The following is a 23,275-nucleotide window of genomic DNA, read 5'->3' as shown; positions in this document are numbered from 1 at the left end:
CCGTCCTCTCCGCTGGGTATTGACACTTGAAGTGAGGAGCAACTCCTTGCTCGAAATCGCCACCAGCCATTCTGACGCGGAATGCGCAGGCTAATTCATTTTTTTAAATCATTACTAAATAAAAAAATTCAAGGAGTGGAGTTAATCATGATGAAGACGCTGAAGGGAATGCTGCTGTCATTGATCGCAGTCAGTATGGTGTTTGCTTTGGCCGCCTGCGGCAGCGGCAGTGCGGGGGAAGCGAAGAAGGTAGTCATCTACACCAATGGGGATGAAGAAGCCGTTGCGGCAATGGAGACCTCATTGAAGAATGCCGGATATGAAGGACAGTACCTTGTCCAATCCCTGGGCACCTCCGAACTTGGGGGCAAATTGATGGCGGAGGGGAACAAAATCGAGGCCGATCTCGTCACGATGAGCTCCTACTTCATCGAAAGCTCGCAGAGCAAGCATTCGATGTTTAAGGATCTGGCTTTTGACGCAGGCGCTACCGGTTCTTATCCGGCATATTACACGCCGATTCTGGCGAATACCGGCTCCATCTTCGTGAATACGGAAGTGCTGAAGGACAAAGGATTGACGATGCCCACCTCCATCACGGACCTGACCAAACCGGAATTCAGCGGACTTGTATCGATTCCGAACATCATGGATTCTTCCACCGGCTGGCTGCTCGTTCAGGCCATTATTACGCAGTACGGCGAAGATGCGGGACGTAAAGTGCTTCATGACCTGATTGCTAACGTGGGACCGCATCTGGAGAGCTCGGGCTCCGGTCCGATCAAGAAAGTGCAGGCGGGCGAAGTGGCGGCTGGGTTTGGACTCCGCCATCAGGCGGTAGCGGCCAAAGCCGCCGGTGCACCGATTGACTACGTGGATCCGGTCGAAGGAAACTTCTCGCTGACCGAATCGGTTGCGGTCGTGGACAAGAAGAATGCAACGACCGATCTAGCGATGAAGATGGCCGAGACCATCGTAAAGGATGCCCGCAAAGATCTGATTGCGAACTACCCGGTGGCCCTGTACGAAGGGGAGACCGTCGATGAAGTCAACAAGCCTGCATACTCGATGACCTTCGAGAAGCCGCTGACCGTGGAGCTGCTGGAAGAGCATCAGCAATTCTTCAACGGATCCAAAGAATAAGCCGACTTAGGAGCGATGCGACATGAAAACCTACAAGCTTTTGACACCGGGACCTTTGACCACAACCAAGGCGGTAAAAGAGGAAATGCTCTTTGACCGCTGCACGTGGGATGATGAATACAAATCGATTACGCAAAAAATCAGATCGCAGCTCCTGGCACTGGCCGGAGCGGATCCAGAGCTGTACACCGCCGTGCTGATGCAGGGAAGCGGCACGTTTGCCGTCGAAGCCGTCATGACGTCCGCCATTTCGAAAGACGATAAGGTACTGATCGTAACGAACGGTGCCTACGGCGAGCGGATCGTGAAAATGGCGGAGTACATCGGACTGAATTACGCGGAGTACAAGGTGAATTACGATGAACATCCAAGCGAGGATGAGCTGCGGGCCATACTCCATGAGGATTTGCGGATTACGCATATCGCGATGGTTCATTGCGAGACGACCACCGGCATTCTGAACCCGCTGGAGATGATCTCGAAGCTGTCCAGGGAATATGGAAAAACCCTCATCATTGATGCGATGAGCAGCTTTGGCGGCATGGAGATCGATGTACAGGGGCTCGGTATCGATTACCTGATCAGCAGCGCGAATAAATGCATTCAAGGCGTTCCGGGGTTTGGCTTCGTGATCGCCAAGCTTGAGAAGCTTGCAGTCTGCGAAGGAATAGCACGGAGCTTGTCGCTCGACCTGTACGACCAATGGAAGGGCATGGACAAGGACGGCAAATGGCGTTATACCTCGCCGACCCATGTCGTGGCGGCTTTCTCCAAAGCGTTGGATGAGCTGAATGAAGAAGGCGGCGTCCCTGCCAGGTTCAGCCGTTACCGGAATAACAATCGCCTGCTGCGGGAGAGATTGGGGCAGATCGGCATCCGGGCATATATCACCGATGATAAACAATCCCCGATCATCACCACGTTTTTATTCCCGAGCGAAGGGTTTAGCTTTGAGCATTTTTACGCTTATATTAAAGAAAGAGGTTATGTGATTTACCCGGGCAAGCTGACCGACGTGGATACCTTCCGCATCGGGAATATCGGAGAGATCTATGAGCAGGATATCGAGCAATTATGTACGATTATTGAAGAATATATGGGGGTGACGGCACGATGAACCGAATCGAAGGCGTTATATTGGACTGGGCCGGAACGGCCGTGGATTTTGGATGTTTTGCGCCCGTGAACGTGTTTGTCGATATTTTCAAGAATGCGGGTATTGAGGTAACGATGGAGGAAGCGAGAGCGCCGATGGGCATGCTGAAGATCGACCATATTCGTGCCATGCTGTCCATGCCGAGAGTGTCTGCGCTATGGGAGGCGAAGTACGGCAGAGCTTTCGGTGAGCAGGATGTGGAACGGCTGTATGCGGAATTCGAGCCGGCCTTGATGGTCTCTTTATCCGAGTACACGGACCCGATTCCGGGTGTCATTGAGGCGGTTGAAGCGCTGAAGGAGCAAGGCTTGAAAATCGGTTCCACGACCGGTTATACGAGCAGCATGATGGAGGTCGTGGTTGCCAATGCGCGGCAAAAGGGGTACAGCCCGGATGTCTATTTCACGCCGGATGACACGCACTCTCAAGGAAGACCTTATCCCTACATGATCTACCGGAACATGGAGTTTCTTGGATTATCGGCTTCATGGAAAGTCGTTAAGGTGGGCGATACCGTCTCCGACGTGAAAGAAGGCGTGAACGCAGGCGTGTGGTCGGTTGGCGTTGCTATTGGCAGCTCCGAAATGGGCCTGAGCTTGGAAGAGTTCCATGCCCTGTCAGAGTCGGACCGGGAAACCGCGATCTCGAAAACCGAAGAGACGTTTATCCGTAACGGGGCGGATTTTACGATCCGGACGATGAGCGAGCTGCCGCAGTTAATCGATAGCATTAACGGCATGCTGGCTGAGGGAAAAAGACCGGGGTTTCAGCGCTAGGGAACCATTAAGGCCTATCGATATGCCGGTACAGTATTGCGGGAACATATAACCCGAGCACGCTGAAGGAAAGAGAACGGTGCTATAGGGTACCTCTCACCTCGCTAAAAAAGAGCAGTCCACATGGACTGCTCAGACTGTCGGGAAAGAAAGAACTCAACAGCCATCTTGTATGCGTTTGAAACGAATGGTCAATCGCCCCAGAAATGATAGAAGAACCAAGTATACGATCCCATACTTGGTTCTTTATGATATCAACGTATACCCACCTCGTAATTCACTTTATTATTCCGACTGCAAAAACTCCAACACAGTACTCAGGAACTCGGATTGATACTCCACATTCGTTAAGTGTACGGATGGGAACAAGACGAACTTGGAATTCGGCACCGTTTTAGCGATCAATTCACCGTGGCTCGGAAGCGTCACAGTATCATACTGCCCGCTAATGACGAGTGTTGGGCTGCTGATCAGGGAAGCCGTCCGGCGCATATCCATATCGCGGATAGCAGCCCAGCTTCCTGCGATTCCATGTGGGCGAGTCGACAGCACCATCTCCCGAAAAGAAGCAACGATCTCATTTTCTGACTCCACCATATGTGAAGGAAACCAGTTCTTCATGAATGTATCGGCGAACTCTGGAAGGTTCTCGCGTTGCAGCACAGATGTGATTAAACCTTGCCATTGCTCAGCCGGTCCCAGATAAGAGGATGTATTGCTTAGGACGAGCCGGTCGATCCGCTCTGGAGCGTGGATCGCAAGCCATTGTGCGACCGCGCCGCCTAACGATAGCCCAAGGAAATGCACGCGGTCAATGTGAAGCGAGTCAAGCAGTTCGATGACATCCCGCCCCAGTCGATCGAACGAATAGGGAACCTCAGGTGTATCCGATTCGCCATGTCCCCGATAGTCGTAGCGAAGCACGAGAAAATGCTCAGAAAGATCAGCTATTTGGCCGTCCCACATGTGCATTGTGGTTGCAATTGAGTTCGCCAGCATCAGTACCGGTTTACCGGCTGGACCATCCATTCGATAAGCAATTCTAACTCCATCAATGGTTGTGAAAAAGTTTAACCCGTTTATCATTGTGCCCTCATGTAACTTCGTGGTCATATTCTCCATCTCCCTTGTCGGTTCATAATGAAATTATATTTGAATTATTTTACAATCGAAATGGAGTTATAAAGGAGTTTGGGGTCAAAAAACTTAATAATTACGTTGCTTACGCCATTAACTTTAAAAAATGAGGTGCATGGATTATGGATCACATAGACAATAAAATCTTATCGATCCTTCACGGAAATGCTCGAATAACAATCTCCGAGATGAGCCGATTAATCATGATGTCCCAGCCAGCCGTGACGGAACGGCTTCGGAAGCTGGAGGAGCAGGGAGTTATAACGGGGTATCGTGCAGTGCTTGCCCCATCGAAACTCGGCAAGTATACCACTGCGTTCGTACTGTTTAAATCGAATAACTGCAGGGAGTTCGAGGCATACGCAGAGTCGGCTCCGGAGATCGTCGATTTCTACAGGACGAGTGGAGAGTACAATTATTTATTGAAGGTCGTCACCGCAACGAGTGAAAGCTTGGAAACCTTCCTTGAAACGTGCAACACGTTTGGCCATTCATCGACGCATGTCGTTCTGTCCACACGATTCGAGGATAAAAGTCTGGTCTCAAGCCAGGATGCATCGAACACCATTCCACGCATTAATCCGCCGGGTATTTGAGCTGGTATCGTTGGAGCAGCAAGATCTCTAGAAATAGAGCAGGAATTACCAAGCAAATGATATTTTCGGCACTGCTTGTACACTATCACCTAACACAATTCCGCTAAGAAAGAGCAGTCCGCATGGACTGCTCTTTTTACCCTTCTTTCATCTTTATTGCACATACGTGCCGATAAACTCCTTCACTTCCCGGTCGTACCCTTCTGGATCGAACTGGCGTGCTAGGCCGTGGCCTGCATCGGGGACGATGAACAGCTTCTTTTGCTCCGGACCGTTCTCGTACAGCTCATACACCATCTCGGTAGGGACGAACAGATCCCCGCCGCCGTGTATGAACAGCGTGGGCGTCTTGGATTTCTTCACCTGCTCCAGCGCGGAGGCCTCGCCGAAGGAGTATCCGGCCCGGATCTTGGTGAGCAGGCTCGTGGATTGAACCAGCGGGAAGGATGGAAGCTTATACATGCGCTTCAGCTGATAGGTCAGCTCATCCGTGACCGAGGTATACCCGCAGTCCTCGACAATGGCTTTCACCTGGGGCGGAAGCTCTTCGCCGCTGGTCATCATCACCGTAGCCCCGCCCATGGACACGCCGTGCAGGACAATCTGGGCGTCTTCCCCTGTATGCCGGATGACACGTTCAATCCATCTGAGATAATCCATCCGCTCCGGCCAGCCGAAGCCTATGTAATCGCCTTCGCTCTTTCCGTGGCCACGCGCATCGGGAAGAAGGACGTTGTAGCCCAGGTCCTCATGATACATTTGGGCGAATCCGCTCATCTGCTCCGAATGGCCGGAGTATCCGTGCGCGATCAAGACGGTTTTATCCGTGGGCACTTCGGCAGGTATATAGTACGCATGCAGCTTCAAGCCGTCGTCTGAGGTAAGACTCCATTCCTCGAAGCTTTGCTTGGCCCACCAATCCTTACTATCCGCAAAGGGGTTATCGATATTCGAGTTGGCTTCCAGGTCCGGGTTGCCGTTCAGGAAAGCCTTATCGGCCCGGGCAATAGCGACGTTATAGAAGTAGAAGCTGGCTGAAATTATAATGATCGCTAGTAATGCGATAATAGCTGCAGACATGGTCATAATCCTTTTTTTCTTAATGATGTGTTTCCTCCCGCCGGTGTTGATCGTATGCGCCGAAGGCATGCCGAGAGGAAGGAATGCGCCGAATCGATAGCTTCCTACCACCTATCATATCGTACGTAACTTGATTCATCTATATGGCTAATCACGTTCGATTCGGATGGCGTTACATCAATCTTATCGGTTGGGAGAACCTAATTCATAAGAGCTGTGGCAGGAGGTGCGAAGAGAGGAACATGAATAAATACTTTATCAGCCTGATCCTTGCGGTCGTCACGATTTTCGGCTTGCCGCTGCCATCCCATGCCGAGGTGACCGATTATACATCACCGAAAAAAGACAGTGACCAACTGCAGTATCAGGATATGCTGATGCTGTTTCTGCTTCCCCATATCGATGAAGTCGTCAATCGGCATTATAGCCATACGTTGAAGGAGCTTCCGGTTGTCTATCCCTACTTCGTGGACGTAATCCAAGTGAAGAGAGTGAACGGATTCCGCGGCTTTCATTTCGTCATCACGCTGGAGGCCCGCCCGGTGGTCGGTCCCCATATCCCGGTGGGAAAGGACCACCTGGTTTTTGAGGTGGCTCCGACGATTCCCGGCAGTATGGTGAAGCTGTTGGAATACAAGCATCTGAAGACGTATGAGCTTCCTTCGCATTGGCAAGACATCGTGAAGTAACGGCGGCTGAACTGTTCAATGTAAAAAAACAAGCAAACGCAGTATTCGCGTTTGCTTGTTTGGCATGCAGGGGGACAAGCGCTTATCGGTGCAACAAGAACGATTAGCGCTTTAGGGGGGGGCCTACCGATTTTCATAAACCGGCCGATCCGGCCCGGGTTCAGCTTGGCTCCAGCCGATGCCGAGCAGGACAACGATGGCGATGAAAGCGGCCGGCAGCACCCATTTCCAAGAATGCGCGAGCATTCGGACTGCCGGGGACATCAGGGCCAGTATCAGTCCGATGAGCACAACGCTGAATAGATGAATCCCCGGCGGGAGCAGGAGGAATACGATGTGAAAGACCGACGTGAACATCAGAACCGGGATAAGCGACGTTCCCAACACGACGGCCGGATGGATTAAGGTCTCGCGCGGGTCCCGGGTAAATGCCGCCCACGTCAGAGCCGCGAAATGAACCAGCAGCGGTATCGCGAATAAATAACTTGCGCCCGGCAGAAGCCAGGTCGAGCCGATGAGCAGCAGCAGGAACAGGAACGCGCCGCCAAGCAGCGTCTCCACTTCATTTGCTTTCCGCACAATCCAGCGGGTAAGCGCCACATGAACGATGAGGGTCACCAGGACAAAGCTGACGCTGTACAGAAGCGAATCATAGGTTGCGCCTGTGGGCTGCGTCATTTTGCCTGCCCACAACGCATCGATGAGCGTCCACAAGCCATAGCTGAGCGCGGTTGAGAGCACGACGGCCAGAATCGGAGTTCCGAGCCCGATCAGCCCTCCCTTAACGGTAAGCAGGGAGAAGCGGGCAAACAACCAAGCAAAAGCCAGCCATAGCGCTGCGATCGCTACGGTGATCGGAATTGCCCAGTGCGCAGGGTAGTGAATCAGCAGGCCAAACAGATTGAAATAGATGCGGTCGCCTGTGGAGGTCAGGTCAGCCAAGTCCAGGTTGCCAAAATGCTTTGCCATGGCGAGCGCATTCTCGCCTTGATGCTGCATGGTCTCAAGGGAGACATTCTCCGTGTTGTCCATCGGGGTATGGTAAGCTACCCACCCGTCGCCATAGGCAAAGTTCAGCCCCGGGAGGCCATGCTCCAGCGCCACCGTCAGATCGGTATCGTTCGGCAGTTGTTTGTAGAGATCCACCAAGAGGGAGTTGCTGACAGGATTGGATACGGCCCGGGCATATTCTTCAATGATCCGTCCATTGCTGTCGCTGGTCTGGAACATGAAAGACGAGCCCTTCGATCCCCGGGCTTCAAAATTCGCAATCATGCCAATCTCACGGTGCGCCGGATCCTGAAAGAACACCTCAGCACCTAGCAGGCCTCTTTCCTCCCCGTCTGTCAGCAGGATCCATATGTCATTTTGCGGCGGAGGTCCGGCCTGGATCGCTCTTGCCGTCTCCAGCAAGGAAGCTACGCTGACCGAAGCATCGTTCGCTCCCGGTCCGGTAGGGACCGAGTCATAGTGCGACATCAGTAGGAGCGGTTTCCCCGATCCGGTTCCTTTAATGACGCCGAGAATGTTCGTAAGCTGCACGTCGGCGTCGATGTACTTGGTTGTCAGACGGTCATTAAACTCCTGAACCTCCGGGTTCAAGCCGAGCTGCTTCATCTGTTCCACCAAATAAGCCCGGACTTCCGCATTGGCAGGGGACCCCATCGGGTGGGGCTCTTGGGCAATCCGCTCGACATGTGCCATGGCGCGTTCTGCGGAGAACTCAGTTGCGGGTGCATCGATCTTTCTGGCTTCCGGCGGCTTCTCGAACCACAGCATGAGGGAGATAAAGAGTATGACGGCCAGGATGGTTGTAAGCGGCAGCCAATAAGGCGGTCTGCGGTCCGGCGGTCTGCTCAATTGAATTTGCATGATCAATACTCACTTCCTTTTAGGATCATTCAGGGTCATTCGCGGTGTGATCTTTCATCATATGTAAGAAATAGGCCCTTACACAGCGTAGTTCCAGAATATGACATGTGTCAATATAAGATTGAGAACGATGGCTCCCTACCTAACAAAAGAGCCTCCATCAGAATGGAAGCTCTCTTAATTTATATTCGATATTCATCTGTTCATACCATGCGTTTAGTCCGGTCCAGAGCTGCTCGCAGAGCTCATAGACATGATCCATTTGGAGAAGCTGTCCGCGCATGACCAGCTGCGCCAGCTCGTCATAACCGGAAGGTCGGGACGGGAGGGACAGGGATTCCTCCAAAGTCCGCGCTCTTGTATGATAAAAGGTTCGGTTGGCAAGTCCAATCAGCTTGGCCGTCTGCCAGGTCAGGTCCTTAGCGCCAAGCGGGAGATAGTTAAGGTTCCCGGACTGGACGTTGTTTCGGATTTTGCCCATCGTTTCGTAGGGCTCCCAAATCATGAATTCCCGCATCGTTTCTTTGATCGCTTCGTCCGAAACCTCGAGGGGCAGCTTCCGAATCTCGGCGAGCAGGTTCCCCGGATCGTAGATTTCCTGCAGGTGTACATAGGCGCCGGCCTTAATTGCCCAGGAGTCATCCACAGACGCAGCAGCCTTGAAGATGTCCTGTTTCTGTTTCATTCCGATTTCGATTTTGAAAGGGGGATATATGAATTCGTGCCCGGGCAGGGAGACTCCGTCCTGCGTAACAACCCGAAGCTCAATGTCCGAGTAAGGACCATCGATCCCTTGCGCAATCGAGCCGTACAGGCCGATGGCCAGAATGTCATCGCCGTGCAAGTGAAGCAGCCGGTCTTTGATGTGATGAATGATGTTCATTTTCTCTTCTCTGGTCGTAGCCGCAGGATAAGATAGCATAAGGAAATCCCCTCCGAAGAAAGTTAGTTATCTATATTATAGTATAAACAGGATAAGTGTATCAGGGGGTGACGGGTTATTGAAGTTTAGGAGCGTTATGTCTTGGTTCGTCTTGGCGATGGTGATCGGTTGTTCCGGTTTGAGCAAGATAGAAGTTCCTGAGGAACTGCTGGCGGAAAAAGACGAATTACGAATTCATTATTTCTATGAAGATGCGAATGCGGCGAATGGGCCGAATGAGCAGACGCATGTTGCATGGTGGAGTGAAGAGATCCATATGTCCGATGCCGATCGAGAGGTTTTGCAAGCTACCAATTTACATAATGTAAGGGACGAGACCGGCAGGCAAACGGCGGATGTTATAGGACTAACCAGATTTCCGATTGTTGTATTGGTGAATGATAAAGAAATCGTCTTGAAAACGGATGACTTAAATGAGGTTATAGATTTTCTTAAAAAGATCAGGCAGGGATCATAATATTCTTATGCCTATACTCCATATTATGGTAGTATATCCTTGCGGAGTGGGCAGGAGCTGCCGCATCCGCAGCCAATCTATAGCTGAGGTGAGAAGAGATGAGTAAAGCTGAGCAGAGTAGAGGCAAGACCAAGCAGGCATTGGACCGGGTTGTATTCATTGGCCGCACGTTCGAAGAGTACGCGAACATGTTTGATTTGAAGATGCCGGAGCTTGCCGGTAAAAGGGTGCTGGATTGCCCTTCCGGCGCGTGTTCGTTCACCGCTCACGGTTCGAAGCAGGGTCTCGATATAACGGCCAGTGATATTGCTTATGATCACAAGCCGGATGATCTGGAGGCCAAGGGACTGCAGGATATCGGGCATGCCATGGAAACGATGGAGCAGGCGAAAAGCAATTATGTCTGGGATTATTACGGGGATGTGGAGGGGCTCCGCCGGCATCGCGAGCAAGCGCTCCGCGATTGCGTTAGGGATATGCGGGAGTTTCCGGATCGCTATGTCGCTGCGGTACTGCCGGAGCTGCCTTTTGATAACAAACAGTTTCACCTGGTGTTGTCCGCCCATTTTCTGTTCATGTACAGCGACCGATTGGATTATGACTTTCATGTCCAGACGGTCCGGGAGCTGCTGCGAGTGGCCTCGGAAGAGGTGCGCATCTTCCCGTTGACCGATTTATCGGGGAGCCGCTACGTCCATTTGGACCGTCTGATTCATGAGCTGGAGGCAGAAGGCTTTCGGGTAGCGGAAGTTAAAGTACCTTATGAATTTATGAAGAACGGCAATTCGCTGCTACGCATTCGCAAGTTGCAGAAGTTTAGAAGGTAAGAAGTGGGGGAGCCGGCAATGTGCCAGCTTCCTCTTTTTTTCTGGGGATGGTGATTGTCGCCAGAGCAGCAGGATCTGTCGTATTTCATTGATCCCATATATGCTTCAATCCTACAGGAGCACGGAGAATGGTTTTCATGGTGGAAAGGACAAATGACAAAAACTCAATATTGATATGATGAGGTTGTTTGCTATAATGTGTTCAACAGAGAGGGGGCGTGAAGGTGGGCAGCGGGCGAACGGAATCCCGTTGCTCATGGAACCTATGTCACATGACCAACCATTAACGAAAGAAGCCATATTGGACGCGGCCGAGCAGACGCTTCGACGTTATGGCCCAGACAAGACCTCGGTTGTCGATGTGGCCAAAGCGCTGCAGGTGAGCCACGGCTCGCTCTATCGGCATTTTCCCAGCAAGGCCGCTCTCAGAGAAGCCGTCACGGAGCGGTGGCTTCAGCGGATTGCGGATCCGCTGCAGATCATTGCAGACGGGACGAATGGCAGCGCCACCGATCGCTTGCGGTTATGGACGGATACCCTGATCCGGGCTAAGCGGACTTACGTTCTCGAGGATCCCGAGATGTTTGCCATGTACGCGTCCGTGACACTGGAAGCTGTCAAGATCATTGATACGCATGTGAATTTGTTAATCGGGCAGATCACCCAGATTATGGATCAAGGGATGCGTGCCGGTGAATTCAAGCCAGGCCAGCCGGAGTCGGCGGCGAAGGCTTTTTTCATGGCAACCTCCTTGTTTCACCATCCGGCCCATGCCTATCAATGGACTTCGGATGGGATCGAAGCCGCCTTCGAGTCGGTTTGGACGTTATTGTTGGCCGGGATTTCGACGAACGGTTAGCGGAATAGGGATATGGCCAACCGCCGTCATCAGAATGCGGCAGGGCACTTTGGGAGCTAGCATGATGAGATCATTCCTTATGTAAAAAAGATGCTATTCTTGGCGATACTCGCATAGGATAGCGTCTTTTTAGTTTTGATTCGTTTACAAATGACAAAATTATAAATCTGTCACTTGTAATTTGTTATGAAGAGATCTATAATCAAATTACTAATAAGAGATTGCCGATCAGAACATCCATCTGGGGAGAGATTCGTGTTTCTCAATTCATATGCGGGAGGTTTTATCATGACAAAGGGCTTATCGGGCAAGGTAGCTATCGTAACGGGAGCATCGAGAGGCATCGGGCGCGAAATTGCGGAGAGACTTGCGGAGAACGGAGCCAAGGTTGTCGTAAACTATGCAAGCAGTCCGGCTAAAGCCGAGGAAGTGGTGGGCTGCATTAAGCAGGGCGGCGGCGAAGCCCGGGCCATTCAAGCCGATATTAGTCAGGTAGCGGAGATCGAACGGCTGTTTCGTGAAACGATCGAAGCCTATGGCGGAATCGATATCCTCGTGAACAATGCCGGCATCATGACCACCAAGCCGATTGCGGCCATAACGGAGGAGGATTTCGATCAACATTTCGCGATTAACGTGAAGGGGACTTATTTTGCGATCCAGCAGGCTTTTCACCATATGAACTCCGGCGGGCGCATTATCAATTTCTCGACGTCGGTCGCTGGGCAGATGTTCCCGACTTACAGCGTATACGCGGGGACGAAGGGAGCTGTAGAGCAGTTTACGCGTCAGTTGGCCAAGGAATTCGGGCCCAAAGGGATCACGATTAATGCAGTGGCGCCCGGGCCGATTAATACGGAGCTATTTACCGTTGGCAAATCGGAGGAACAGATTGCTGGGATCGTGAGCATGAACTCCTTCGGGCGCTTGGGCGAACCGGATGATATTGCAGGGGTCGTGCTGTTCCTGGCCAGCGAAGAGTCAAAATGGATCACGGGTCAAACGCTGCGCGTGAACGGCGGGTTCGTTTAATATCAGCGTTATGGCTAAGGAAAAATAAAAATGCACCGGGATTCCGGTGCATTTTTGAATTGCGGCAGGCCACGCCAATGCGTCATAATGACCTTCAACCCATTTTTATACCCAAGGATTTTTCTCTAGAGGGCGCTATTTCCCTCAAGACCCTCAAAACACTTTAAGCCCCTCAAGGCAACCTTAATCCAGGTCCTTCCACTTCAGGTCCAGCGTCGGAGGCGTGTAGCTGTCCATAAGCCCTAACAGCTTGAGCGGATCATCGGACATGTTGATCAGGTTCAAGTGCGAGGAGTTGGAGAAGCCCTCGGTAATGCTGTACTGAATCAGCTTCATGAACGGTTCAAAATAATCGCGGATACTGAGCAGCCCGATCGGCTTCTGATGAATACCGATTTGGGACCAGCACAGCACCTCGAACAATTCCTCATAGGTTCCAAAACCGCCCGGCATGGCGATAAACCCGTCGGCCAGCTTGCCCATCGTCGCTTTGCGTTCATGCATATCGGCTACTTCAATGAGCTGGGTCAGCCCGGTATGTACGATTTCCCCCTTGAACAGCCCTCTCGGCATGACCCCGATCACTTCGCCGCCATTTTGCAATACGGCGTTGGCTACTTCACCCATCAATCCGATGTTGGAGCCGCCGTATACTAATTGGAATTGGTTGTGGGCAATATGCCTGCCAAGTTCGGCCGCTTTTGCTTTATAGTCCGGATGCTCGCCCATGTTCGATCCTGCAAATACGCATATGGATTTCAATTTGCACACTCCTTACCCAGATGTTGATATTTTGTTCGAGTAATTATACTATATATAGTGATTTGTGTCATGGAATGTTCGGCCTATCCTTTCGACGCCGACATAGCACCTTATTTATTTTATGGCATGCATGTTCGTTTTATCATGGATTTAATCTCGGATTGTGTAAAAAGAAGGATGCAGTCATCCCAAGAAATCGCGGAGGTAACACACGTCATGGATATGAATGAAGCTCAGCAATGGATTAAACAGTTCTACGGTGAAAGAGGCTGGGCCGGTTACGGCCCCTTTATCCGGGTTGGATTTTTGATGGAGGAAGCAGGGGAAACGGCGCGTGCCGTTCGCGCGTATGAGATTGGCAGGGACCGCCCCGATGAGGAGGTTCAGTCGAGGGAACGGCTCAAGCAGGATCTGGTGGAGGAGATCGGGGACGTGCTCGGCAATATTTCGCTGTTGGCGGATCTCTATGATATTTCGCTGGAAGAAGCGTTTACGGCCCATCAGCAGAAGCTGTTGAAACGGTTTGGTTCTTATAGGTGACAGGCTTGTGAACCCGTTTCGCATCCAGTTGACGTGTGACGTGGCAGTCCCCCGGAATGCTTCTTAAGCGAAGGAACACGCTTCAGGCACGGAGAACTTACGTAGTAAAAAAGGCTGCTCCAAGTCCCTCGGACCTCGTGGAGCAGCCTTTTTTGAATATGATAAATCGTTAAGAAGTCCTAGGATACCAACACCTTGCGGAATTCCTGCGTCAGCAGCGGGACGACATCGAACAGATCGCCGACGATGCCGTAATCGGCAACTTTAAAGATCGGTGCTTCCGGGTCCTTATTGATGGCGATGATGACCCTGGATTGGCTCATGCCGGCCAAATGCTGGATCGCGCCGCTAATGCCGCAGGCAATATAGATCTCGGGCGTGACGACTTTGCCGGTCTGCCCGATCTGGAGCGCGTAATCGCAGTAGCCGGCATCGCAGGCGCCGCGCGATGCGCCGACCGCCCCGCCGAGCAGGTCGGCGAGCTCCTCCAGCGGCTTAAAGCCGTCCGCGCTCTTCACGCCGCGCCCGCCGGAGATGACGATTTTGGCTTCCGATAGGTCGATTTTTCCCGTGGTTTTGCGAACGACGTCCTTTACCACGGAGCGAAGGGAAGGAGCCGGGTAAGCGATGTCCTCAATGCCGGAGCTGGCGCCTTCGATGGCTTCCGCGGCGGGAATATTGTTCGGTCGAACCGTGACCACCCACGGTCCGTTCTGAAAGACGCGTTTCTCAAAGGCTTTACCCGCATAGAGCGGACGCGTGAATACCGCTTCTCCGCCTGCGTTGTCAACGGCGGTGACGTCGGAGATCTGTCCGGCATTCAAGGAAGCGGCCACCAGCGGTGCCAAGTCGCGGCCGATGGCCGTATGCCCGAAGAGGACGGCATCGGGCTGTGCCTGACTAATTACCGCTTCGATGGCGGCCATATAAGCTTCGGGATTATAGCTCTCCAGATCCTCATGCTCGACGGCATAGATGGTATCGGCACCATAGCCGTTCAGGGCCGATACGGCCTCCGTAATGTTGGAGCCTGCAACCAGAATACGGACGCTGTCACCATCTTCTGCAATTAAACGGGCAGCGCCAAGCGTCTCGAGAGCAACCTGACGCAGCTTCCCATCCCGGTTCTCGGCATACACTAATATCGTTTTGCTCATATCATAACCTCCTAAGATCCATTTAGGGTTGAAAGTAAAGAGAGTTTGACGATGTCGGCCAGCCTGAGCGTCCAAAGCGAATGCGGGTCATTCCTCCAATCGCTGCTGCCCCCGATTTCCAAGACGCATTAAGCGAAAAGCGTGCATGACGGACATCCCGTAAACCATACAATCAGAATACATAAGGCACGATGGCAGGGGCTCTGCCGCTGTCATGTAATCGCATTCAACAATAAGAATCGAAGGAATTCACAGGTTCATTTGTCCTTTTATTAAATCACTTTCGACTGCGTTCGCAGCAAGGATACCAGCTCATGCGCCACTTCGGCAGGCTCCCCCTTCAGAATGCGCCCGGCGCTTCGCTCCGGCGGCAAGGACAACTCGCTTTGCTTCGTTGCCGGCTGAATATCGGGTTCGGATAACCCGAGATCATCCAAGGTCAGCGTCTGAAAAGGCTTCTTTTTGGCCTTCATGATGCCCGGCAGCGACGGATAGCGGGGTTCGTTCAATCCCTGCTGTGCGGTGAAGATGGCCGGCAGCTGGACTTCAAGCACTTCCAGATCGCCTTCCGCATCCCGGTGCACTTCAGCGGTGGTCCCGTTCAGGGTAAGCTTGGTAATGGAGCCGGTGTGCGAAATGCCGAGAAGCTGTGCCAGGCGGATGGCCACTTGGCCTGAACCGCGGTCCACGGAGAAGTTGCCGCCGAGGATCAGATCCGGGCTTTCCTTGGACAAATACGCATGCAGCACCTTCGATACCGCATATTCATCGTCCGGAATCCGTTCGTCGGAGATCAGCACCGCATCGTCCGCCCCCATCGCAAGGGCGGTCCGGAGGGCTTCTGCCGTACGGTCGGGTCCGACGGACAGGAGCGTCACGCTGCCGCCGTGGTCATCCCGAAGCTTCACGGCTTCTTCTACCGCATATTCGTCATACGGATTGATGACGAATTTCACCCCATCCTCGGCAATCGATCCATTCTCAATCGTGATTTTTTCCTCCGTGTCAAAGGTCTGTTTAAGCAATACCACAATCTTCATCGGTTAAACTCTCCCTTCAATATGAATATCAGCAGGACTTATTGTCCGCCGGAAACACCGCTCAGAAAAAAGCTTAGCGTCTCATCCGCTTGATCGGACAACGAATATTTACGGCCGGAGATCAGCCAAGAGGTTACCGCTTCGTCCATCGCGCCAAAAATCAGGTTGCGGACCAGCTTGACGTTCAGATCGGAACGGAATTTCTGTTCTTGGATGCCCTGTTCCAGGATATTCTCGATCAGTACGATATATGGCTTAAGCGCGCTGCCGATTTCCTTGCGCAGCTCCAAATCGCTCTGCCGCAGCTCAATCTGCGTGACATAGGCAAGTTCGGGATTGCTCTCCAGCTCCGAGAAATGGATGCTGCACACCGTCCGCAGCGCTTCCACGGCGTCCGTGGTGCCTTCCACGCTTTCGTGGAATTTGCCGACCAGCTCCCCAAGCTTCTCCTGGAACAGGCGGATCAGAATATCCTCCTTCCTCTTAAAGTACAAATAGATGGTGCCGTCGGCCACGCCGGCAGCCTTGGCGATCTTGGATACCTGGGACCGGTGATAGCCGTTTTCGGCAAAAACTTTCAGGGCGCCCTGGAGGATCAGGTGGTATTTTTCATTTTTTTTACTTGTCATATGCTCACCCCGGTGTTAGAATACAGTTAAAATTATGAATGAATACTCATTCATTTCTTGTATCCATCATAAAATACGTTCATGTCATTGTCAACGATGGGTTAACGAAGACGCGAAAAATGGATGAGGCAGACCTAGAAGAGCAGCAAAATAAGGCGTTCATATCAGAGCAATAGACGGCAATTTAACCGGAAGAAACGAATAGCTGGGTATCCGCAGGCAAGTACACAAATACGGATGTAGCGTTGTACAGATGAAGAGATGCAGCTAGCAATCATGATGTTCGGTTTAGAGTGGTCGGCACGGCACGATGTGGAGGTCTTGTTTTTGTCTCTATAATGAAAGCGCTTCATATATTGTCCCAATCTTGACACAATGACGAGCCGGTTTTGGAAGGAGTGACAGGAGCTGTAGAATTGGACGCTGCAGAGACGAAATGAAGGGTGTGGAAGTAGGATCTTTTAACGCAAGGGGCTGAGAGGGATGATTCCAACATTAATCAACGCGCTGCTCTTTGTCTTGATCACGGGCTGGGCAGTGTACATGTTCGCCACCGTGGTGTATCGCCGTTACCTGTATATCCGTTTGGGCAAGCCGGCGAATCTGAAGAAGGATCTGAAGGAGCGCCTGAGCCAGTTCGCCATCCAGGTGTTCGGACAGAGCAAGCTGTTCAAGGACCGCAAGAGCGGCATCATGCACTTTATCGTGTTTTACGGATTTATCATTTTACAGTTCGGGGCGCTCGATATCATCTGGAAAGGGCTTTCGGGCCACAGCCTGCCGATTCCGGGCCATGCGGGCTTCATCCTCATGCAGGAGATTACGGTTGCGCTGATTCTGCTGGCCATCGGTTATGCGGCATATCGCCGTTATGGCGAGAAGCTGAAACGGCTCAAGCGAGGCTGGAAGCCAAGCATTGTCGTGTTTTTCATCACAACGCTGATGGCTTCGGTGCTGCTGACGATGGCTTTTGAACGGCTCATGGAAGGTCTGGCTTGGTCGGCCATGGCGCCGATCTCCTCGAGTATCGCGGCCGCGTTTGCCTGGATGCCGCCGGTGGCAATAACGGTGTGTTATTACGTATTCTGGTGGCTTCACCTGCTGATTTTGTTGTCGTTCCTCATTTATGTGCCGCAATCGAAGCATTTTCACCTCATTACGGCACCGATCAACATTCTGGTTCGTCGCACGGATCCCCCGGGCAAGCTCAGCAAGCTGGACCTGGAGGATGAAGAAGCCGAGGAATTCGGGGTAGGCAAAATCGAGGACTTCACGCAGAAGCAGATGCTGGATTTCTATGCCTGCGTTGAATGCGGACGATGCACCAACGTGTGCCCGGCCTCGAACACGGGCAAGCTGCTGTCGCCGATGCACATGATCGTGAAGCTGAGAGACCATCTCACGGAAAAAGGTGCTGCGCTCACCTCCAAATCGGCGTGGATGCCTGCCTCCGTGTTTGGGTCGCCGGGCGTTCACTCCATGGGCGCAACGGATCTGGCGCTTGTCGGCTGGAAGGGCGAGGGGGTCACCGACATAGGGCCGACGATGGATGTGCAGAAGCGCTCCTGGCACCAAGTCGAGGGCGTCGACCCGAAAGACATTCAATTGATTGGCGGCGTCATGACCGAGGAAGAGATTTGGGCATGCACGACCTGCCGCAACTGCGAGGATCAGTGTCCGGTCGCAAATGAGCATGTCGACAAAATCGTGGATCTCCGGCGACATCTCGTTCTGATGGAGGGCAGCGTGCCGCAGGAAGGCCAGCGAGCCATGCAAAACATCGAACGACAAGGCAACCCTTGGGGAATCAGCCGCGCGGACCGGAGCAAGTGGGTGAAGGAGGTTGATCCGGAAGGGACGTTGGATCTGAAGATCCCGACCGTGAAGGAAAATCCGGACTTCGACATTCTGTTCTTTGTCGGTTCCATGGGTTCCTACGACAATCGCAGCCGCAAGATCACCCGGGCATTCGTCCGGCTCATGAATGAAGCGGGCGTCAACTTCGCCATTCTCGGCAACGAGGAGAAGAACTCGGGCGACACTCCGCGCCGGATGGGCAATGAATTTCTGTTCCAGCAGCTGTGCATGGAGAACATCGAGACGTTTCAGAAATACGATGTGAAACGAATCGTCACGGCTTGCCCTCATACCTTCAATATTTTCAAGAACGAATATCCGGAATTTGGACTGGAGGCTGAGGTCGTCCACCATACGGAGCTGCTGGATCAACTGATGAAGGAAGGGCGTCTTAAGCCCAAGTATCAGGTTCAGGAGAAAATCACCTATCATGACTCCTGCTACCTGGGACGGTATAACGACGTATACGATCAGCCGCGCAGCGTGCTTCGCGCCATTCCCGGCGTCGAACTCCTGGAGATGGAGCGGAGTCGCGAGAACGGGATGTGCTGCGGCGCCGGCGGCGGTCAGATGTGGATGGAGGAGGACGCAGGCAAGCGCGTGAATCTGGCGCGTACCGAACAGGCGCTGGCCGTATCCCCGACGATGATCAGCTCTGCCTGCCCGTTCTGCCTGACGATGCTGGAGGACGGCACGAAGCTGAAGGAAGTGGAAGAAAGCGTGAAAACGCGAGATATTGCGGAAATTCTGGAGTTATCCGTATTCGGTCTATCCGAAATCCATGAACAGGAGGTCGTTGTCCAATGAGTAATACCATTACCAAAGAAGCCGTCAGCGGTTCAGGGGTCGCAAGTCGAAACATCACCAAAGCCGCCGTGATCGGCTCGGGCGTCATGGGGTCGGGGATCGCCGCCCATCTTGCCAACGCAGGCATTCCCTGCCTGCTGCTCGACATCGTTCCGAATGCTTTGACCGCCGAGGAGGAAAAGGCCGGCCTGACGCTGGATCATCCGAAGGTACGAAACAGGCTTGCCGCCAAAGCGATAGTGGCTCTGCCTAAATCAAGCACCGCTCCGCTCTACAGCGCTGATTTTGCGGATCGGATCACGCCGGGAAACACCGAGGATCATCTAAGCCTGTTGAAGGATGTGGACTGGATCATCGAGGTGGTTACGGAACGCCTGGAAATCAAAAAGAGTATCTTCAAGCAGATTGAAGGCGTGCGTAAGGAAGGATCGATCGTCAGCACGAACACCTCGGGCATTTCCGTCAATGCGATGGTCGAAGAATGCAGCGAGGAATTCCGCAGCCACTTCCTGGGAACCCATTTCTTCAATCCGCCGCGTCATATGAAGCTGCTGGAGATTATTCCGGGCTTTGATACCGACCCGAACATTACGAAGTTTATGGTTGAATTTTGTACGAAGCGCCTTGGTAAAGGGGTTGTGCTTGCGAAGGACACGCCGAATTTCATCTCGAACCGGATCGGCACCTACGGACTTCTGGTCACGCTGCAGGAGATGGTGAAGAACAGCTATACCGTGGAGGAAGTAGATGCGGCCACGGGTCCTGTCCTGGGACGTCCAAAGAGCGCCACCTTCCGCACGCTGGATCTGGTTGGCATCGATACGTTTGTCCATGTGGCCAGAAACGTGTACGACTCCGTACCGGACGGCGAGGAGAAAGACGTGTTCACGGTGCCTGACGTCATGAATGAGCTCGTCGCCCGCGGCTGGACCGGGGAGAAGGGCGGCCAGGGCTTCTATAAAAAAGTAAAAGGGGATCAAGGCAGCAAAATCCTATCGCTCAATCTGTCCACGATGGAGTACAATCCGAGCGCCAAAGTGAGCTCCGCTTCCATCGAAGCTGCTAAAGCGGTAAAGGGAGCCAAGCGGAAGATCAAGGCTTTCCTGGGGACGCAGGATCGTTACTCGGAGCTGGCCTGGAATGTATTGAAGCAAGTGCTCGTCTATGCGGCCGGCAAGCTGGGAGAGATCGCCGATTCCATCCAGGACATCGACAACGCGATGAAATGGGGTTTCAACTGGGAGCTCGGTCCCTTCGAGACCTGGGATCTGATCGGACTGCCGGAATCCGTGCAGCGCATGGAAGCAGAGGGCATGACCGTCCCGGCGTGGGTGAAGGAGTGGGTTGCCGAAGGCAACAAATCCTTCTATCAGGAGAAGGACGGCGAGGTGATCCATTATTTCAAAGGCGAGTATAAGGGCGTTGAGGTTCAGCCTGAGCTGATCTCGCTGCAAGCGCTCAAATCGCAAAACCGGATCATCCGCTCGAATACGGGGGCGAATCTGATCGATATTGGGGATGGCGTTGCATGCCTTGAATTCACTTCGCCGAACAACGCGATCGGCGCCGATATTCTGGTCATGATTCAGCAGAGCGTGGAAGAGGTCAGGGCCAATTACCGCGGGCTGGTGCTGGCGAACGAAGGCCGGAACTTCTGCGTCGGCGCCAATCTGATGCTCATGCTGATGGAAGCGCAGAGCGGCGACTGGGATGAGGTGGATGACATCATCCGTCTGTTCCAGGGCAGCATGATGAAGCTGAAGGGCCTGGAGAAGCCGGTTGTCGCCGCGCCTCACCGGATGACGCTGGGCGGCGGCGTGGAAGCGTGTCTGCCGGCGGACCGGATCATTTTCTCGGCGGAGACCTATTTCGGGCTGGTGGAGACGGGGGTCGGCCTCATTCCGGCAGGCGGCGGCTGCAAGGAGCTGGCGCTAATGACCAGCAACCGCCATCCCGACAAGGACAGCGACCTCCAGCCGGAGATCAACAAAATCTTCGAGATGGTGGCGATGGCCAAGGCATCGACCAGCGGACATGAAGCGATCCGCATGGGGTATGGACGCAGCGGGGATACGGTGGTCATGAATCAGGATTACCGGATCCATGAAGCAAAGCAGGCCGTGTTAGCGATGGACCGGGCGGGTTATGTGCCGCCGCAGCCGGGCAAAGCCCGCGTTGTCGGCCGCGATGGCCGGGCCGTGCTCCAAATGGGCGCGATCGACATGAAGCGAAGCGGCTATATCAACGATCACGATCTGTTGATCGCGAAGAAGCTGGCGCATATCCTGACGGGCGGCGACGTCCCTGCGGGAACGGTCGTGAGCGAGCAGCATCTGCTCGACCTGGAGCGCGAAGCGTTCCTCAGCCTGCTCGGGGAGGTCAAGACCCAGCAGCGCATGCAGCATATGCTGGCAAAAGGCAAGCCGCTGCGGAATTAAGACGGTTCAGCTTGGACTGTACTTCCTTGGAAATTTTGAGCGTCTTGCCTTCCGGTCTCTCCTTGCCTTCGGCATCTTGAAAAGCAATCAGGACATGAAGAACGCTAATGTTGGTATAGGCCTTAAAGCATCACAGCTAACAGATTAGCTATCATTCGTTTTGCGATTCATCAAATCGAACGTGCATACGATACATGTGGCAGATTGCCCGCACTGCTGGATGTTTGGGTGATGAGGCACTTTAATCAGTTCCACCCGGTACGTACTCATTTCAAGGCCGATGAACGGCCAGCAATCATATCGGTATTGGATCCAACCATTTCTAGTTGATGAGGTGAATGGCATGAGAGAAGCAGTCATAGTATCCCTTGCTCGCACCCCGGTGGGGAAGGCGAAGAAGGGCAGTTTTGCCCAGACGCGCGTAGAGGATCTCGGCAAAGCCGTACTGGAAGCCGTCATTGAGCGTGCGCCGGGCCTGAAAAAAGAGGACGTCGAGGACATTATCCTCGGCTGCGCGATGCCGGAAGGCGAGCAGGGCCTTAACGTTGCGCGGATTATTTCCTTGTATGCGGGTTATCCGGTCACGGTGCCGGCCTTGACCGTCAATCGCTTCTGTTCGTCCGGACTTCAGGCGATCGCTTTTGCTGCGGAACGCATTATGCTCGGCCATGCCGAGGTCATCGTTGCCGGCGGCGTCGAGAGCATGAGCCATGTGCCGATGACCGGCTTCAAGCCGGCACCGCATCCGACGATCGTCGAAGAGATGTCGGAGGTTTACATCGGCATGGGCCATACGGCGGAAGAGGTAGCCCGCCGCTTCGGCATCACCCGCGAGGCGCAGGATGCCTTCGCGGCCAGCAGTCACCGCAAGGCCGCAGCCGCTATCTCCGAAGGCAAGTTCCGGGACGAGATCGTACCGGTGAACGTAACGCTGGCTGCCGCCGATGAGCAGGGCAAGGTGCGCAGCAAAACCTTAGCCATCGATACGGATGAAGGAGTTCGGCCAGACACAACACCGGATGTGCTGGCCAGACTGAAGCCGGCCTTTGCCCTCGGCGGCTCGGTTACCGCGGGCAATGCGTCGCAGACGAGCGACGGCGCGGCGGCGGTAGCCGTCATGAGTCGCGAGAAAGCGGAGCAGCTGGGCCTTGCCCCGCTGGCTACCTTCAAATCGTTTGCCCTGGCAGGCGTGGAGCCGGAGATAATGGGCGTCGGCCCCGTCGAAGCGATCCCGAAGGCGCTGCGCATGGCGGGCATCGAGCTGGATCAGGTGGATGTGTTCGAGATTAACGAAGCGTTCGCTTCGCAATGCCTCCACATCATCCGCGCGCTGGGGATCGACGAGAGCAAGGTCAACGTTAACGGCGGCGCCATTGCGCTCGGCCATCCGCTCGGCTGCACCGGCGCCAAGCTGACCGTCAGCCTCGTCTCCGAGCTCGCCCGCCGCGGCGGCGGCTACGGCGTCGTGAGCATGTGCA

General features: G+C 53.5%; 21 protein-coding genes. 13 read left to right on the top strand and 8 right to left on the bottom strand.

Going from position 1 to position 23,275, the window contains the following annotated elements:
* The first annotated feature begins 147 nt into the window (after positions 1-147).
* From HMPREF9412_RS04610 to phnX, 3 genes are read left to right on the top strand one after another with little or no spacing between them, the layout of a single operon-like run.
* Positions 148-1,143, top strand: a complete 996-nt coding sequence (locus tag HMPREF9412_RS04610) for an extracellular solute-binding protein (protein ID WP_009590160.1) — start codon at positions 148-150, stop codon at positions 1,141-1,143.
* Positions 1,144-1,165: 22 nt separating this feature from the next.
* Positions 1,166-2,260, top strand: coding sequence for a 2-aminoethylphosphonate--pyruvate transaminase (phnW, locus tag HMPREF9412_RS04605; RefSeq protein ID WP_009590177.1), 1,095 nt, complete (start codon positions 1,166-1,168; stop codon positions 2,258-2,260).
* Positions 2,257-3,075, top strand: a complete 819-nt coding sequence (gene phnX, locus HMPREF9412_RS04600) for a phosphonoacetaldehyde hydrolase (protein ID WP_009590201.1) — start codon at positions 2,257-2,259, stop codon at positions 3,073-3,075. Before phnW ends, phnX begins: the two co-directional genes overlap by 4 nt.
* 285 nt (positions 3,076-3,360) lie before the next feature.
* Here phnX and HMPREF9412_RS04595 read toward each other — a convergent pair whose 3' ends face one another.
* Positions 3,361-4,188, bottom strand: coding sequence for an alpha/beta fold hydrolase (locus tag HMPREF9412_RS04595; RefSeq protein ID WP_009590161.1), 828 nt, complete (start codon positions 4,186-4,188; stop codon positions 3,361-3,363).
* 146 nt (positions 4,189-4,334) lie between these two features.
* Here HMPREF9412_RS04595 and HMPREF9412_RS04590 point away from each other — a divergent pair, with 146 nt between their 5' ends.
* Complete coding sequence (locus HMPREF9412_RS04590) at positions 4,335-4,808, top strand: Lrp/AsnC family transcriptional regulator (protein ID WP_009590183.1); 474 nt, start codon at positions 4,335-4,337, stop codon at positions 4,806-4,808.
* A 153-nt stretch (positions 4,809-4,961) separates the two neighbouring features.
* On the opposite strand, the gene HMPREF9412_RS04585 is transcribed toward HMPREF9412_RS04590, so the two are convergent.
* A complete protein-coding gene (locus HMPREF9412_RS04585) occupies positions 4,962-5,894 on the bottom strand; it encodes an alpha/beta hydrolase (RefSeq protein WP_302621992.1) in 933 nt (310 codons plus the stop codon).
* A gap of 236 nt (positions 5,895-6,130) precedes the next feature.
* On the opposite strand from HMPREF9412_RS04585, the gene HMPREF9412_RS04580 reads away from it, so the two are divergent.
* On the top strand, positions 6,131-6,577 hold the full coding sequence (locus HMPREF9412_RS04580) for a DUF3888 domain-containing protein (RefSeq protein ID WP_009590174.1): 447 nt from the start codon (positions 6,131-6,133) through the stop codon (positions 6,575-6,577).
* Between the two features lie 123 nt (positions 6,578-6,700).
* On the opposite strand, the gene HMPREF9412_RS04575 is transcribed toward HMPREF9412_RS04580, so the two are convergent.
* Both HMPREF9412_RS04575 and HMPREF9412_RS04570 read right to left on the bottom strand, forming a co-directional pair.
* Complete coding sequence (locus tag HMPREF9412_RS04575; protein ID WP_036671298.1) at positions 6,701-8,449, bottom strand: M28 family peptidase; 1,749 nt, start codon at positions 8,447-8,449, stop codon at positions 6,701-6,703.
* A 160-nt stretch (positions 8,450-8,609) separates the two neighbouring features.
* Entirely contained in the window at positions 8,610-9,371 is a 762-nt protein-coding gene (locus tag HMPREF9412_RS04570) for a kanamycin nucleotidyltransferase C-terminal domain-containing protein (protein WP_009590158.1), read from the bottom strand.
* Between the two features lie 97 nt (positions 9,372-9,468).
* Here HMPREF9412_RS04570 and HMPREF9412_RS04565 point away from each other — a divergent pair, with 97 nt between their 5' ends.
* The 4 genes from HMPREF9412_RS04565 to HMPREF9412_RS04550 all read left to right on the top strand — a co-directional run bounded on the left by HMPREF9412_RS04565 (position 9,469) and on the right by HMPREF9412_RS04550 (position 12,567).
* Complete coding sequence (locus HMPREF9412_RS04565) at positions 9,469-9,849, top strand: hypothetical protein (protein ID WP_009590182.1); 381 nt, start codon at positions 9,469-9,471, stop codon at positions 9,847-9,849.
* A 98-nt stretch (positions 9,850-9,947) separates the two neighbouring features.
* On the top strand, positions 9,948-10,676 hold the full coding sequence (locus HMPREF9412_RS04560) for a hypothetical protein (RefSeq protein WP_009590196.1): 729 nt from the start codon (positions 9,948-9,950) through the stop codon (positions 10,674-10,676).
* 256 nt (positions 10,677-10,932) lie between these two features.
* The gene (locus HMPREF9412_RS04555) at positions 10,933-11,535 is read left to right on the top strand and encodes a TetR family transcriptional regulator (protein ID WP_009590179.1); all 603 of its coding nucleotides are present in this window, start codon (positions 10,933-10,935) and stop codon (positions 11,533-11,535) included.
* A 288-nt stretch (positions 11,536-11,823) separates the two neighbouring features.
* Positions 11,824-12,567 (top strand): SDR family oxidoreductase, encoded by a 744-nt coding sequence (locus tag HMPREF9412_RS04550; protein ID WP_009590202.1) that lies wholly within the window; start codon positions 11,824-11,826, stop codon positions 12,565-12,567.
* Between the two features lie 183 nt (positions 12,568-12,750).
* On the opposite strand, the gene HMPREF9412_RS04545 is transcribed toward HMPREF9412_RS04550, so the two are convergent.
* A complete protein-coding gene (locus tag HMPREF9412_RS04545) occupies positions 12,751-13,329 on the bottom strand; it encodes a TIGR00730 family Rossman fold protein (RefSeq protein ID WP_009590175.1) in 579 nt (192 codons plus the stop codon).
* Positions 13,330-13,545: 216 nt separating this feature from the next.
* On the opposite strand from HMPREF9412_RS04545, the gene HMPREF9412_RS04540 reads away from it, so the two are divergent.
* Positions 13,546-13,869, top strand: a complete 324-nt coding sequence (locus tag HMPREF9412_RS04540; protein WP_009590166.1) for a MazG nucleotide pyrophosphohydrolase domain-containing protein — start codon at positions 13,546-13,548, stop codon at positions 13,867-13,869.
* Between the two features lie 179 nt (positions 13,870-14,048).
* Here the strand turns inward: HMPREF9412_RS04540 and HMPREF9412_RS04535 are convergent, their stop codons facing one another.
* The 3 genes from HMPREF9412_RS04535 to HMPREF9412_RS04525 form a co-directional block, all read right to left on the bottom strand.
* A complete protein-coding gene (locus HMPREF9412_RS04535; protein ID WP_009590168.1) occupies positions 14,049-15,026 on the bottom strand; it encodes an electron transfer flavoprotein subunit alpha/FixB family protein in 978 nt (325 codons plus the stop codon).
* A 272-nt stretch (positions 15,027-15,298) separates the two neighbouring features.
* The gene (locus HMPREF9412_RS04530) at positions 15,299-16,066 is read right to left on the bottom strand and encodes an electron transfer flavoprotein subunit beta/FixA family protein (protein WP_009590186.1); all 768 of its coding nucleotides are present in this window, start codon (positions 16,064-16,066) and stop codon (positions 15,299-15,301) included.
* A 38-nt stretch (positions 16,067-16,104) separates the two neighbouring features.
* Complete coding sequence (locus HMPREF9412_RS04525; RefSeq protein ID WP_009590197.1) at positions 16,105-16,695, bottom strand: TetR/AcrR family transcriptional regulator; 591 nt, start codon at positions 16,693-16,695, stop codon at positions 16,105-16,107.
* Positions 16,696-17,178: 483 nt separating this feature from the next.
* Between HMPREF9412_RS04525 and HMPREF9412_RS04520 the strand changes: the two genes are divergently transcribed.
* The 3 genes from HMPREF9412_RS04520 to HMPREF9412_RS04510 form a co-directional block, all read left to right on the top strand.
* Positions 17,179-19,359 carry a heterodisulfide reductase-related iron-sulfur binding cluster gene (locus HMPREF9412_RS04520; protein WP_009590192.1) on the top strand — a complete coding sequence of 727 codons (2,181 nt, stop codon included), beginning with the start codon at positions 17,179-17,181 and terminating at the stop codon, positions 19,357-19,359.
* Positions 19,356-21,797: a 3-hydroxyacyl-CoA dehydrogenase/enoyl-CoA hydratase family protein gene (locus HMPREF9412_RS04515; RefSeq protein ID WP_009590148.1), complete on the top strand. Its 2,442-nt coding sequence runs from the start codon at positions 19,356-19,358 to the stop codon at positions 21,795-21,797. Before HMPREF9412_RS04520 ends, HMPREF9412_RS04515 begins: the two co-directional genes overlap by 4 nt.
* A gap of 343 nt (positions 21,798-22,140) precedes the next feature.
* The coding region (locus tag HMPREF9412_RS04510; RefSeq protein WP_009590173.1) for an acetyl-CoA C-acyltransferase at positions 22,141-23,275 on the top strand (1,135 nt) is incomplete at its 3' end.

The organism is Paenibacillus sp. HGF5 (genome assembly GCF_000204455.1).
Lineage (GTDB): Bacteria > Bacillota > Bacilli > Paenibacillales > Paenibacillaceae > Paenibacillus_AQ > Paenibacillus_AQ lautus_A.
This window is presented reverse-complemented; position numbering and strand designations above follow the sequence as displayed.

Bases quoted from the DNA above. Each gene is read 5' to 3' on its own strand.
- HMPREF9412_RS04610 (WP_009590160.1), top strand. From the start codon at position 148: ATGATGAAGACGCTGAAGGGAATGCTGCTGTCATTGATCGCAGTCAGT.
- phnW (WP_009590177.1), top strand. From the start codon at position 1,166: ATGAAAACCTACAAGCTTTTGACACCGGGACCTTTGACCACAACCAAG.
- phnX (WP_009590201.1), top strand. From the start codon at position 2,257: ATGAACCGAATCGAAGGCGTTATATTGGACTGGGCCGGAACGGCCGTG.
- HMPREF9412_RS04595 (WP_009590161.1), bottom strand. From the start codon at position 4,188: ATGACCACGAAGTTACATGAGGGCACAATGATAAACGGGTTAAACTTT.
- HMPREF9412_RS04590 (WP_009590183.1), top strand. From the start codon at position 4,335: ATGGATCACATAGACAATAAAATCTTATCGATCCTTCACGGAAATGCT.
- HMPREF9412_RS04585 (WP_302621992.1), bottom strand. From the start codon at position 5,894: ATGACCATGTCTGCAGCTATTATCGCATTACTAGCGATCATTATAATT.
- HMPREF9412_RS04580 (WP_009590174.1), top strand. From the start codon at position 6,131: ATGAATAAATACTTTATCAGCCTGATCCTTGCGGTCGTCACGATTTTC.
- HMPREF9412_RS04575 (WP_036671298.1), bottom strand. From the start codon at position 8,449: ATGCAAATTCAATTGAGCAGACCGCCGGACCGCAGACCGCCTTATTGG.
- HMPREF9412_RS04570 (WP_009590158.1), bottom strand. From the start codon at position 9,371: ATGCTATCTTATCCTGCGGCTACGACCAGAGAAGAGAAAATGAACATC.
- HMPREF9412_RS04565 (WP_009590182.1), top strand. From the start codon at position 9,469: ATGTCTTGGTTCGTCTTGGCGATGGTGATCGGTTGTTCCGGTTTGAGC.
- HMPREF9412_RS04560 (WP_009590196.1), top strand. From the start codon at position 9,948: ATGAGTAAAGCTGAGCAGAGTAGAGGCAAGACCAAGCAGGCATTGGAC.
- HMPREF9412_RS04555 (WP_009590179.1), top strand. From the start codon at position 10,933: ATGGAACCTATGTCACATGACCAACCATTAACGAAAGAAGCCATATTG.
- HMPREF9412_RS04550 (WP_009590202.1), top strand. From the start codon at position 11,824: ATGACAAAGGGCTTATCGGGCAAGGTAGCTATCGTAACGGGAGCATCG.
- HMPREF9412_RS04540 (WP_009590166.1), top strand. From the start codon at position 13,546: ATGGATATGAATGAAGCTCAGCAATGGATTAAACAGTTCTACGGTGAA.
- HMPREF9412_RS04535 (WP_009590168.1), bottom strand. From the start codon at position 15,026: ATGAGCAAAACGATATTAGTGTATGCCGAGAACCGGGATGGGAAGCTG.
- HMPREF9412_RS04530 (WP_009590186.1), bottom strand. From the start codon at position 16,066: ATGAAGATTGTGGTATTGCTTAAACAGACCTTTGACACGGAGGAAAAA.
- HMPREF9412_RS04525 (WP_009590197.1), bottom strand. From the start codon at position 16,695: ATGACAAGTAAAAAAAATGAAAAATACCACCTGATCCTCCAGGGCGCC.
- HMPREF9412_RS04520 (WP_009590192.1), top strand. From the start codon at position 17,179: ATGATTCCAACATTAATCAACGCGCTGCTCTTTGTCTTGATCACGGGC.
- HMPREF9412_RS04515 (WP_009590148.1), top strand. From the start codon at position 19,356: ATGAGTAATACCATTACCAAAGAAGCCGTCAGCGGTTCAGGGGTCGCA.